Raw genomic sequence first — 12,653 nt, 5'->3', positions numbered from 1 at the left:
CGGCAGGCCTTGGCTCAGGCGAACACGCGAAGCCGGGGCGGCGCTGTCGCCTCGCGCGCTTCACGCAGCGCGACGGTGTAGCGAACGGCAGCCTTCAGCTCCTCCTCGGCCACAGGCTTCGGCAGCACGCCGACGGCACCCGGAAAAGCGTCGCCGACCTGCGACGGATTGGCCGTCATGAAAAGCACGGTCATGCCGTGGCGTTCGGCCAGAAGACGGCCGATGTCACGGCCGGTGGCGCCATCGCGCAGGTTCAGATCGACGAGCGCGATATCGGCAAGCGGCCCAAGCTTGATCGCCGATGCGGTATCGGCAGCGATACCGACGGGACGGTAGCCGAGTTCCTCGACAACATATTCGATCTCGGTCGCAACGAAAATCTCGTCTTCGACCACCATGATATTGCAACTCATGACGACACTTCCACCTCAGACATCGAAACGGCCGTTCCTCAGATCGCACCGAAAACAAGGGCACGACCGCCCCGGGAACAGGACCATGACGCGTGCCTAATGCGGAACCGCGAAAAAAGTTCCCGCGGCATCACGCATCGGCTGCAGCAAGATCGGACGTGCTGCAAAAACACGCCACAACGGCCTTTTTTTCGCAGACCTCCTGTGGTGTAACCCGCGCAACGCGATCGACCGGGAAAGGTGGCGCATGCCCCTCGTCAATGACATGCCGGTTTTAAAGCGGTGGAAACGCCGGCTGCGCAAGCTGCGCAACCGATGGGCGCGCCGGGCCTTTGCCACGCGCTACGGTCGGGAACTCCTGATCCAGTGCATCAGTCCGCGCGTGCTCTCCATGACCGCCGATTGCGGCGATCACGTCATGACTTTCTCGCCGCACGACTACATCGGCCGCAAGGTCTACCGGAAGGGCCAGTTCGAGCGCGACCACGTCGTCCGCCTGCTCACCGTCCTGCGGGAGCGTCGGATAAGCCTGTCGGGAGCCCTTTTGGAAGTCGGCGGCAATATCGGCACGCAGACAATCTACTTCGCGCTTGGCAGCGACATTCCGCGCATCGTGACGGTCGAGGCGGACCCGCGAAACTACGCGCTCCTCACCCAGAACATTCGCCAGAACGGGTTGGAGGATCGGATCACCGCCATTGCCTGCGCTGCGGGCGAAACAATGGGCACGATCGAATTTTTTCAGCATCCAGACAATCACGGCAAGAGCAGTACCACGCGGCAGAGTCCGCGCGACCGGCAGATCAGCGTGCCCGTGCGCCCGGTCATGGACATCCTTGCCGGTGAGAACATCGCGGCCGACGGCGTATCGCTGATCTTCATGGATATCGAAGGATACGAGCCGGTCGCCGCCCGCTCGATGATCCCGCTTCTGGAACGCCGGACGCCGTTCTATCTCGAATTCTCGCCGGTCTTCTACGGCCACGCCGAGGCACGCGCCTTCGCAGAGTGGCTCGGCACGTTCTATTCGCGCTGCATGGTCTTCACCGAAGACGCGATGACGGAGATGGCGCTCGCCGACATTCCGCTCGACCAGGACCAGTTCGACCTGCTGCTGCTGCCCGACAGCGCCTAGCGGCGCCGGTAGAGATAATAGCGCTTCGGATCGATTCCCTCCGGCACCGGCAGCGGGACCAGATCGTTATGCGCGAGCGGCAGGCCGCTGGCGACGATCCCGCCGGAGGCGAGCGCATCGGCGAGCGCTGGCGGCAACCAGCGTTTTGTCTCCGCATCCACCTCGGGATAGGCCGTGCCGATATCGGCATGGGCGAACGCCGCGCCGATGCCGGCCATGGTCTTCAGCGTCTCCGAAATTTCACCGAGCACGAGGTCGCCTTCGTCCGGCGTCGATCTGGGGTGTGACCCGACGGCGCGATCGAAGGCGATGATCCGGCGATCGGGAAAGATCTCGCGGATATGATCATAGGTTCGACCGTTTCCAAGCCCGATTTCCAACACCGCGCCGGTACCCGGAAGCGCCATGTCATCCCGGATATGATTGAGGATGGCGCGCTGCGCCAGCAGGCGGGCGATGAAGCTGTCGAGACGACTCATGCAGGCAGTTTCCGGTGATCGGGAGGCCTTCTATAGGGTCCCGACCCCACCGCAGGCAACAGGCCGACCCTTTCGCGCGGAGAACGGCCCGGCACAACCGGTCCGCCCACGCAAAAGTCATCCGGCCCGGCCCTTCCGCAAGCTTCCGGCTGTGCTACCTTGCCTCCATGGCCCAGGTGCAGAGCGACCTTTTCTTTTCCACACTGCCCGTTTTCACGGCGTTCGAGGGCGTGGCGGACGCGCAGAACTATCGCCCGCTGCCGATCGACTGGTGGATCGCCAGCGCCGACATCGTCGATTCCACCGGCGCCATCGAGGCCGGACGCTACAAGGCCGTGAACATGGCCGGCGCCAGCGTCATCTCCTCGGTCCTGAATGCGGTCGGCCATTTCGACCTTCCCTTCGTCTTCGGCGGCGATGGCGCGCTGGTGGCGCTGCCGCCCTCGGCGCTGGTGGCGGCCACATCCGCCCTTGCTTCGGTGCAACTCTACACCCGTGAGGAACTCGATCTCGACCTGCGGGCAGCCCTCATCCCCGTCTCCGACATCCGGCTCGCCGGCTTCGATGTTCGGGTCGCACGGTTCCAGGTCAGCACCGACGTGTCCTATGCCATGTTTGCCGGCGGCGGCGGCGCCTGGGCGGAAACGGAAATGAAGGCCGGGCGCTATCTCGTCGCACCGGCGCCGGCGGGCGCCCGCCCCGATCTCACCGGGCTGTCCTGTCGCTGGAACCCCATCGCTTCCCGTCACGGGGCCATCGTCTCGATCATCGCCGTGCCCTGCCCCGGCAAGGAGGCAGGCCCCTTCGCCCGGCTGGTCGCCGATATCGTCGCGCTTGCCGCAGGCGAGGAGCGCGAGGGCCATCCGGTGCCGGCCGAGGGGCCGACGATCGGCCTCTCCCGCGAAGGGTTGGAAACCGAAGTGCGAACGGTGGAAACACAGAGCCGCCTGCGCAAGCGCGGCCGCGTTCTCCTCGAGGCGGCACTGACCTATGGCCTAGCGCGGCTCGGACTGACGCTCGGCCGCTTCGATCCAAAAATCTACCGCCAGGACGTCGCCAGCAATTCGGACTTTCGCAAGTTCGACGATGGTCTGAAAATGACGATCGACATCGATTCCGGGCGGCTTGCGAGCATCGAGACCCGGCTGGAGCGCGCCGCGGCGGACGGCGTCTGCCGCTTCGGGCTGCATCGCCAGGACGAGGCGCTGATGACCTGCATCGTCCCCACGGCGCTCAGCCGCGATCATATGCACTTCATCGATGGCGCCAATGGCGGCTATGCCATGGCGGCAAGCCACCTGAAGGCACCGATGCAGGCAGCGCCCGCAGCCTGAGCGACCAGGCCTTGACGGTCAGGCGTTTACAATCAGGCTTTGATGATCAGGCCACCCGCAATGCCGCGGCGGGCAAAGACGTTGCGGGTATCGATAACGAGCAGCGCCTGCCGCGCGACCAGCGCATAATCCACATCGTCGTGATCCGTGGCGACCAGCACGGCATCGAAAGCGGCAAGTTCGCTCAGCGGCACGGAGCGCCGGCCCTTCAGCGCGAGATATTCGCGTGTCTTCGGGATCTCGTCCACATGCGGATCATGGAAGGCGGCACGACCGCCGCGCTCCTCGATCAGCTCGATCAGTTTGAGCGACGGACTTTCGCGGATGTCCGGCACGTTCTTCTTGTAGGCGAGGCCGAGCACCAGAACGCGCGAGCGGCTGAGCGCCTTGCCGAGATGGACGTCCAGTGCCTCGGCGAGCCGACCGACGATGTGCTTGGGCATGGCCGAATTGATCTCGCCCGCGAGTTCGATGAACCGTGTCGGCATTTCGTATTCGCGGGATTTCCAGGTGAGATAGAACGGGTCGATCGGGATGCAGTGCCCGCCGAGGCCGGGCCCCGGATAGAACGGCATATAGCCGAAAGGCTTGGTCTTCGCCGCGTCGATCACCTCCCAGACGTCGATGCCCATGGCCTCGAACACGGTCTTCAACTCATTGACGAGTGCGATATTGACGGCGCGGAAGATATTCTCCGTCAGCTTCACCGCCTCGGCCGTCGCGGTCGTCGACACGGGCACGACACGCTCCACCACGGCCGAATAGAAGGCTTCCATCACCTCGGCCGCCGCATCGCCGTCGCCGGCAACGATCTTCGGAATGCTGGTGGTCGAGAAATCGCGATTGCCGGGATCTTCCCGCTCGGGCGAAAAGCCGAGGAACACCTCGCCCCCGATATCGAGCCCGGTGGCCGCCAGAATCGGCCGCACGACATCCGTCGTCGTTCCGGGATAGGTGGTGGATTCCAGCACCACGAGCTGCCCCGGCCGCAGCCGCCGGGCAATGTCCTCACAGGTCTTGACGATATAGGTCAGGTCAGGATCGCGGTGCCGCGTCAGCGGCGTCGGCACGCAGATGACGATGACGTCGCAGGCCGCCAGACCGTCGAAATCGACGGTTGCGGAAAACCGGCCGGCGTCCCGTTCCGCCGCAAGCACCGCGTCGCCGACCGCCTCGATATAGGACCGGCCCGCCTCGATGGCGACGATCTTGCCGGGATCGATGTCGAAACCCGTCACGGTGAAACCCTTTCGGGCAATGGCGATCGCCAGCGGCAGGCCGACATAGCCGAGACCGATGACGCCCGCATGCGCCGTGCGATCGGCGATCCGCGACAGGAGGACCGCGTGGGGGGACATGCTCATCGGTTGCCTTGCCGGTTGGGACGTGCCGCGCACGCCGGAGCCATGGCAGATGCGGACTTGGGATGCCGCTGTCAAGGTCGGGTCTGAAGGCGAGCCATCAAGGCCGGGGCCGGCTGCGACAGCTTCGGCACCGATGGTCAAGATCCAAGCCGACCGGTTTCGTCAACTTTTCTCGCCGGTCGTTCTAGTTTCTGCCATTCTCCGTGATTATATTTCCATGCAGCGCTTGCGGTGCCGGGGGACATTGCCCGGCAGCGATCGTTCGGACCAGACAGCGGGAAGATTGCCATGACCCAGACACAGCAGGTTTCCACGCATCTGCTCGATCGCGTGTCTTTGTGGCTCAAGCAGACGGCGCTGAATGGCGGCTCGCTCGAAACGCTGGTCACCGGCTTCTGCGAACGGCTCGCGGCGGCCGGCGTGCCGCTCTCCCGCGTGCATCTGAGCTTTGCCATGCTCCACCCGCTCTACGACGCGCTCGGCTTTACCTGGCAGCGCGGCAAGGGCGTCACCGTCGAGGGCTTTCGCGCCGGACAGAGCGAGACGGATGCGGAACGCTTTCTGCGCAGCCCCTATTATTACCTCTTTTCCCATGACCTCGACCATCTCCGCCGCCGCATCACGCCGGAAACGCCGATCGAGTTCCCGATCTTCGAGGAGCTGAAGCGCGATGGCGCGACCGATTATTTTGCCTTCGTCCAGTCGTTCAGCGAGAGTCACGGCCAGGGCATGGTCGGGTCCTGGACCACGGATGCGCCGGAAGGCTTTTCCGACCAGCTGATCGAGGCCATGCTGCGCCTGCAGAGCAGTCTTGCCGTTGCCGCCAAGATGGCGGTGCTCGGCAAGCTCGCCGACAATATGCTCACGACTTATCTGGGGGAAAACGCCGGCAAGCGCGTGCTCTCCGGCCAGATCCGTCGCGGCGATGGCGAAACCATCCGCGCCGTGCTCGTCATGGCGGACATGCGCCAGTCGACCGTGCTGGCCGAACGCGAGGGCCGCCAGGCCTATATCGACACGTTGAACCAGTTCTTCGACGCCATCGCGACCCCGTTCAATCGCGGCGGCGGCGAAATCCTCAGCTTCCTCGGCGATGGTTTCCTCGCGGTCTATCCCTGCGGCCGCCACCGCGAGCCATCCCAGGCCGCAGCCCTTGCCGCCATGGAGGCCGTGCGACAGGCAACCGCCCGCATGGCCGACATGAACCGGGAGCGCCGGGAAAACGGGCTGAGCGAGGTCGGCTACGGCATCGGCCTGCATATCGGCAACGTCATGTTCGGCAATGTCGGCCTACGCGATCGCCTGACGTTCTCCGCCTTCGGCACCGCCGTGAACGAGGTCTCCCGCCTGCAGGGCCTGACGAAAAAGCACTCGACCCATATCGTCGCGAGCCAGGCCTTCACCGCCTATGCCGGCGGCGAATGGGAAACGCTCGGCGAGGAAAAACTGCGCGGCGTCCGCCAGAAACTCACGGTTCTCGTGCCGAGCGAAAAGCTCCTGAAGATCGACCAGGCGGAAGCCATCCGCCACCGCACGCAGGAAAGCAGCTCCGAGGCGGAGCAGGTCATGCTGCTCTACCGCAACCGCAACATGCCCCAGCGCGACATCTGGAACAAACTGCTGCAGTAGCAATTGTCTGCTCGCGGGAGCAGACCTTCAAAAAACCGATACATCATGACGCTAGACCCGCAACCGACGCCGGGAAGGCGTGACCTTGCGCTTTGCAGAGCGGTCATGGACAGGCCGAAATGCCTGCGATAGTCTTCCCTTCAAGGTTTTGGCGAAAAACCGGCCACCATCCGCACCGGATGGAGAGAATAAGTGGGGAATGGCAGGCATGACATCAGGCGGAGACCTGTTGCGGATCGAAGACCTGAGCGTTTCTTTCGCCATGTTCGGCGGTCGGATCGATGCGGTGCGCAAAGCAAGCCTGCGCGTGCTGCCAGGCAAGGTCACAGCGCTGGTGGGCGAATCCGGCTCCGGCAAATCGGTAATCAGCCAGGCCATCATGGGAATCCTGCCGAAGTCGGCCGAAATCGGCGGCAAGATCCTCTTCAAGGATGACACCGCACCGGGCGGCGTGGTCGATCTCGCGGCACTTGCGCCCGACGGTGCGGATATGCGCGCCTTCCGCGGCAATCGCATCGGCATGATCTTTCAGGAGCCGATGACGTCGCTCTCGCCGCTGCACACCATCGGCGACCAGATCAGCGAAAGCCTGCGCATCCACCGGGACGTCGACAAGGCCGGGCAGCGGACGCAGACCGAGGAGATGCTGCGGCTCGTCGGCTTCCCCGATCCGAAGCGCGCCTTCGGCATGTATCCCTTCGAACTCTCCGGCGGCATGCGCCAGCGCGCGATGATCGCCATGGCGCTGATCTGCCGGCCGTCGCTGCTGATCGCGGATGAGCCGACGACGGCGCTCGACGTCACCATCCAGGCGCAGATCCTGCAACTGCTCAAGGACCTGCAGGCGACCTTCGGCATGGCCGTGCTGCTGATCACCCACGATCTCGGCGTCGTCGCCAACATGGCCGACGAGGTCGTCGTGATCTATCACGGCGAGATCATGGAAGCCGGCTCCGTCGAGGATATCTTCCGCAACCCGTCCCACCCCTACCTCCAGGGGCTGATGGCCGCCGTGCCGCATTTCGACATGAAGCCCGGCGAGCGGCTGAAGGCGCTGCGCGACGTGCCCGTCAACGTCGAGAGCCTGATTGTCCGGCGCAAGGGCGAAAGCGCGCCGAAGCGTCCGCTGCCGCGGGTCGAGGACACGCTTCCGGCACCGACCGCGGACGTTCTCCTCTCCGTTCGCCACATCGGCAAGACCTTTACCAGCCGCAAGACCGGCTGGTGGAAGAAAGGCGAGAAGAACGAACACCGCGCCGTCGACGATGTCAGTTTCGACATTCGCCGCGGAGAATGTCTCGGGCTCGTCGGCGAAAGCGGATGCGGCAAGACCACGCTCAGCAAGATCCTGATGCGGGCGCTGTCGCCCGATACCGGCTCGATCATGCTGAACGCCGCCGATGGCCCGATCGACATTCTCAAGGCGCAGGGCTCCTCGCTCGACACGCTGCGCACGCGCATGCAGATGATCTTCCAGGATCCGGTATCCTCGCTCTCGCCGCGCATGACGGTGCAGAACATTCTGAGCGAGCCGCTGGAAATTCACCATCGCGGCGATCCGAAGAGCCGGCAGCAGACGGTCAAGGCGCTCTTGAAGGCCATCGGCCTCAGCGAGCGGCACATGAACCGCTATCCCCACAGCTTTTCCGGCGGCCAGCGCCAGCGCATCGGCATTGCGCGCGCGCTCGCGCTCGGGCCGGAGCTGCTGATCTGCGACGAGCCCGTCTCCGCGCTCGACGTGTCCGTGCAGGCGCAGATCCTCAACCTCCTCAAGGACCTGCAGGCGGAACTCGGCCTTACCTACCTCTTCATCTCCCACAATCTCGCAGTCGTCGATTACATGGCGGACCGCATCGCCGTGATGTGCGCCGGCCGGATCGTGGAACTGGCGCCGCGCGAAACGCTGATGCGCGCGCCGGTCCACCCCTATACCAAGGCGCTTCTGGCCGCCGTCCCCTTCCCGGATCTCGATCGGCCGCTGGACTTCGTCGCGCTCGGCGCGAGCGGCGCCTCCGACAAGACGCGCTGGAACGCCGCCTTCCGCCCTGGCGAAAGCGATACCGGCCTCGCGCCGGCCGATCTCGGCAACGGTCACTGGGTGCTGGCGAGCCGCAATGCCGACGTGAAGGAGCTTCAGCCGTGATCAAGCGCCGCACCACGCTCGGCCTCCTCGCCTCCGCCCTCGCCCTGCCCCGGCTCATGCTGCCGAAAAACGCCATGGCGGCGGGCACGGAGCCGCAGATCCTGCTCGAAAAGATCGCGGCCGGGTCGCTGCCGCCGATGGCCGAGCGGCTTCCGAAAACGCCGCGCGTCATCAACCTTGGCGCCATCGGCCGGACGCCCGGCAGCTACAGCGGCGCCATCCGCATCCTTATCGGCAGCCAGAAAGACATCCGCGTGATGTATATCAATGGCTATGCCCGGCTCGTCGGTTACGACGAGAAGCTCGCCTTCCAGCCGGATATCCTGGAGGCCTGCGAGGTCGAGGGCGAAAAGGTCTTCACCTTCCGCATTCGCGAAGGCCATCGCTGGTCGGACGGCAGCCCGGTGACCTCCGAAGACTTCCGCTATACCTGGGAGGACGTGGTCCTCGACCCGGACCTGCGCAAGGGCGGCGTGCAGCAGGAGCTGCTGGCAGACGGCAAGCCGCCGCGGTTCGAGGTCATCGACGCGCGCACCGTGCGCTACAGCTGGGACGCCCCGAACCCGGATTTCCTGCCCAATCTCGCCTCCGCTCTGCCGCTGACGCTGTTGCTGCCCGCTGCCTACATGAAGCAGTTCCACAAGAAGTATCAGACCGAAGACCAGCTCAAGGCCTTCATGAAGCAGTACCGGGTCAAGAAGTGGGTTGACCTGCACATCAAGATGTCCCGCCAGAGCCGGCCCGACAATCCGGAGCTTCCGACCCTCGACCCCTGGATGAACACGACCGCATCGCCGGCCGAGCAGTTCCTCTTCGATCGCAATCCCTACTTCCACCGTGTCGACGAGAACGGGGTTCAGCTTCCCTATATCGACCGCGTCGTCCTCAACGTGTCGTCGCCCGGCATCATCGCGGCAAAGACCGGCGGCGGCGAAGCGGATCTGCAGGCGCAGAACATCGACTTCGTGGACTATGCCTTCATCAAGGACAGCGAGAAGCGCTATCCGGTGAAGGTCAAGTTGTGGAAGCGCGTGCAGGGCTCGCGCGTGGCGCTGCTGCCCAACCTCAATTACGGCGACCCCGTCTGGCAGGGCCTGCTGCGCGATGTCCGGGTTCGCCGGGCGCTGTCGCTGGCGATCGATCGGCGCGAGATCAACATGGTCGCCTTCTACGGTCTCGGCAAGGAAAGCGCCGATACCGTGCTGCCGGAAAGCCCGCTCTTCAAGCCGGAATATGCCGCCGCCTGGTCGCAGCACGACACCGCGCAGGCCAACCTCCTGCTGGACGCGGCGGGACTGACCAACCGCGACGAAGACGGCATGCGCCTGCTGCCGGATGGCCGCGTCGCGCAGATCGTGGTGGAAACCGCCGGCGAGAGCACGCTGGAAACCGACGTGCTCGAACTCATCACCGATCACTGGGCGAAGATCGGCATCCCCCTCTTTATCAAAACGTCGCAGCGCGAAGTCTTCCGCAACCGCACCATGGGCGGCGAGATCATGATGTCCATGTGGCTCGGCCTTCCCAATGGCGTGCCGACGGCGGATATGAGCCCGGGCCAGCTCGCCCCCAGCGCCGACGACCAGCTGCAGTGGCCGGTCTGGGGCATGCATTACCTGTCCCTCGGGCAGTTCGGTCATGCGCCGGAGCTGCCCGAGGCGCAGAAGCTGGTGGACCTCTTGAAAGAGTGGCGCCGCTCGGCGGACACGGCCGGGCGCACGCGCATCTGGCACGAGATGCTGTCGATCTATACCGACCAAGTCTATTCCATCGGCATGGTCAATGCGACGCTCCAGCCGATCCTGCACACGGCGCGCATGCAGAACGTTCCGGAACACGGCCTCTACGGCTTCGATCCGACCTGCTACTTTGGAATCTACATGCCGGATACGTTCTGGCTCGGCGACAAGGTGAGCTGATCGATGCTGCGATACATTCTCTGGCGCGTCGGCGTCATGATCCCGACGCTCGTCATCATCTCGGCCCTCGTCTTCACCATCATCGAACTTCCCCCGGGCGACTATTTCGAGAGCTATATCTCGGAGATGCGGGCGCAGGGCGAAGGCGTCGATATGGCCGAGATCGAGGCGCTGCGGGCCGAATACGGCTTCGACCGCCCGCCGGTCATGCGCTATTTCCACTGGGTCGCCGGCATGCTGCAGGGCGATTTCGGCTATTCGTTCGAGTATCAGCTGCCGGTGTCCGACGTCGTCGGCGATCGCCTCTGGCTGACGGTCTTGGTCTCGTTCGTGACGATCTTCTTCACTTGGATCATCGCCTTTCCGATCGGCATCTACTCGGCCACGCACCAGTATAGCTGGGGCGATTACGGCCTCACCTTCCTCGGCCTTCTGGGTCTTGCGATCCCCAATTTCATGTTCGCGCTGATCCTCATGTATTTCGCCAACATGTGGTTCGGGACCTCCATCGGGCATCTGATGGACCAGAAATATCTCTCGCAGCCGATGAGCTGGGACAAGTTCCTGTCGATCCTGGAGCACCTGTGGATCCCCGTCATCATCATCGGCACGGCCGGCACCGCCGGCATGATCCGGCGGCTGCGGGCCAATCTGCTCGATGAACTCCAGAAGCAATATGTGGTGACGGCGAAGGCCAAGGGGCTTCATCCCTTCCGCGCGCTGGTGAAGTATCCGCTGCGCATGGCGCTCAACTTTTTCATCGCCGACATCGGCTCGATCCTGCCGGCGATCATATCTGGCGCCGAGATCACCGCCATCGTGCTGTCGCTGGAAACCACGGGGCCGATGCTGATCCGGGCGCTGCAGAGCCAGGACATGTATCTGGCCGGCTCCTTCCTGATGTTCCTCGCCTTCCTCACCGTCATCGGCGTGCTCGTCTCCGACATCGCGCTGGCGTTCCTCGACCCGCGCATCCGGCTCCAGGGGGGCAGCACGAAGTGAACGCACCGCATCCGCCGTCCACCGCGCCCTTCCCTGCCACGCCTCCCGCCTGCCTGCCGGAGCCCGGCCAGCCGCTGAAGCATTTCGTCTCCACCGCGCCCTTCGATCCGATGGCCGTGGAAGCGATGAGTCAGAAGCAGAAGCACGTCTACGAGGCTTCGCAGCTTCAGCTGATGTGGTGGAAGTTCAAGCGTCACCGGGTGGCCGTCGTGTCGCTCGTCTTCCTCGCTCTGCTCTATGCGATGATCACGATCGTCGAGTTCCTGGCGCCCTATAACCTGCACACCCGCAACGTCGATTTCATCCACGCGCCGCCGCAGCAGGTACACCTGTTCGATGACGGGCAGTTCGTCGGCCCGTTCGTCTACGGCCGCACGATGAACCTCGACATGGATACGCTGCGCCGCGTCTATACGGAAGATCCGGAGCGGGTCGAAAAGCTGCGCTTCTTCTGCCGCGGCGATGCCTACGACTTCTGGGGCCTCGTCCCCGCGTCGCTGCATCTCGTCTGCCCGGCGGAGGGCGGACAGTTCTTCATGCTCGGCAGCGACCGCCTCGGCCGCGACGTGCTGTCGCGCATTCTCTACGGCGCCCGCATCTCGCTGACGATCGGCCTTCTCGGCGTGACGATGAGCTTCGTCCTCGGCATCGTCATCGGCGGTCTCGCCGGCTACAAGGGCGGCGTCTTCGATCTGATTGTCCAGCGGATCATCGAGGTGCTGCAATCGATCCCGAGCATTCCGCTCTGGATGGCGCTCGCCGCCATCATGCCGGTGACGTGGAGCCCCCTCGTCATCTATCTCGGCATCACCGCGATCCTCGGCCTTCTCGACTGGACGGGCCTTGCCCGTGCGGTGCGCTCCAAGCTGCTGGCGCTGCGCGAGGAGGACTATGTGCTCGCGGCACAGCTGATGGGCGCGCGCACCAGCCGCATCATCGGCCGCCATCTCGTGCCCGGCTTCATGTCGCACCTGATCGCCAGCGCGACCATGTCGATCCCGGCGATGATTCTCGGCGAAACCGCCTTGAGTTTCCTCGGTCTCGGCCTGCGTCCGCCGATCACCAGCTGGGGCATTCTCCTGACGGAAGCGCGCAGCGTCAGCACCATCGCTTTTTATCCGTGGTTGCTCTATCCAACCATCCCGGTCATTCTCGTCATTCTGGCCTTCAACTTTCTGGGTGACGGACTTAGAGATGCGGCTGATCCGTACAAGTGAGTTTCCAATGCTGATCAA

Annotated in this window: 10 protein-coding genes; 7 read left to right on the top strand and 3 right to left on the bottom strand. The window is 64.3% G+C overall.

The genetic code is table 11. The features are described 5' to 3' along the window. Nucleotides 1-14 precede the first annotated feature (14 nt). On the bottom strand, nucleotides 15-413 hold the full coding sequence (locus ASG39_RS00825) for a response regulator (protein WP_062591914.1): 399 nt from the start codon (nucleotides 411-413) through the stop codon (nucleotides 15-17). 247 nt (nucleotides 414-660) lie between these two features. On the opposite strand from ASG39_RS00825, the gene ASG39_RS00820 reads away from it, so the two are divergent. Next, a complete protein-coding gene (locus tag ASG39_RS00820; protein WP_156467968.1) occupies nucleotides 661-1,548 on the top strand; it encodes an FkbM family methyltransferase in 888 nt (295 codons plus the stop codon). On the opposite strand, the gene ASG39_RS00815 is transcribed toward ASG39_RS00820, so the two are convergent. After that, entirely contained in the window at nucleotides 1,545-2,027 is a 483-nt protein-coding gene (locus tag ASG39_RS00815; RefSeq protein WP_062591912.1) for a class I SAM-dependent methyltransferase, read from the bottom strand. The genes ASG39_RS00820 and ASG39_RS00815 overlap by 4 nt on opposite strands. A 167-nt stretch (nucleotides 2,028-2,194) precedes the next feature. On the opposite strand from ASG39_RS00815, the gene ASG39_RS00810 reads away from it, so the two are divergent. Then, on the top strand, nucleotides 2,195-3,361 hold the full coding sequence (locus ASG39_RS00810; RefSeq protein ID WP_062591910.1) for a DUF3095 domain-containing protein: 1,167 nt from the start codon (nucleotides 2,195-2,197) through the stop codon (nucleotides 3,359-3,361). Nucleotides 3,362-3,393: 32 nt separating this feature from the next. Here the strand turns inward: ASG39_RS00810 and ASG39_RS00805 are convergent, their stop codons facing one another. Next, a complete protein-coding gene (locus ASG39_RS00805; protein ID WP_062591908.1) occupies nucleotides 3,394-4,725 on the bottom strand; it encodes a nucleotide sugar dehydrogenase in 1,332 nt (443 codons plus the stop codon). A gap of 288 nt (nucleotides 4,726-5,013) precedes the next feature. On the opposite strand from ASG39_RS00805, the gene ASG39_RS00800 reads away from it, so the two are divergent. The 5 genes from ASG39_RS00800 (at nucleotide 5,014) to ASG39_RS00780 (ending at nucleotide 12,635) form a co-directional block, all read left to right on the top strand. Beyond that, complete coding sequence (locus ASG39_RS00800) at nucleotides 5,014-6,354, top strand: adenylate/guanylate cyclase domain-containing protein (RefSeq protein WP_062591906.1); 1,341 nt, start codon at nucleotides 5,014-5,016, stop codon at nucleotides 6,352-6,354. 208 nt (nucleotides 6,355-6,562) lie between these two features. Next, nucleotides 6,563-8,497 carry an ABC transporter ATP-binding protein gene (locus ASG39_RS00795; RefSeq protein ID WP_062593268.1) on the top strand — a complete coding sequence of 645 codons (1,935 nt, stop codon included), beginning with the start codon at nucleotides 6,563-6,565 and terminating at the stop codon, nucleotides 8,495-8,497. After that, the gene (locus ASG39_RS00790) at nucleotides 8,494-10,416 is read left to right on the top strand and encodes an ABC transporter substrate-binding protein (protein ID WP_062591904.1); all 1,923 of its coding nucleotides are present in this window, start codon (nucleotides 8,494-8,496) and stop codon (nucleotides 10,414-10,416) included. Before ASG39_RS00795 ends, ASG39_RS00790 begins: the two co-directional genes overlap by 4 nt. A gap of 3 nt (nucleotides 10,417-10,419) precedes the next feature. After that, nucleotides 10,420-11,418, top strand: a complete 999-nt coding sequence (locus ASG39_RS00785; RefSeq protein WP_062591902.1) for an ABC transporter permease — start codon at nucleotides 10,420-10,422, stop codon at nucleotides 11,416-11,418. Beyond that, nucleotides 11,415-12,635: an ABC transporter permease gene (locus ASG39_RS00780; RefSeq protein ID WP_062591900.1), complete on the top strand. Its 1,221-nt coding sequence runs from the start codon at nucleotides 11,415-11,417 to the stop codon at nucleotides 12,633-12,635. The genes ASG39_RS00785 and ASG39_RS00780 overlap by 4 nt, the downstream gene beginning before the upstream one ends. Nucleotides 12,636-12,653: the final 18 nt, after the last annotated feature.

This window comes from Rhizobium sp. Leaf371, assembly GCF_001424045.1.
Lineage (GTDB): Bacteria > Pseudomonadota > Alphaproteobacteria > Rhizobiales > Rhizobiaceae > Ferranicluibacter.
Note: the sequence above shows the minus strand (reverse complement) of the source record. Positions and strands in the feature narration are given on the sequence as shown.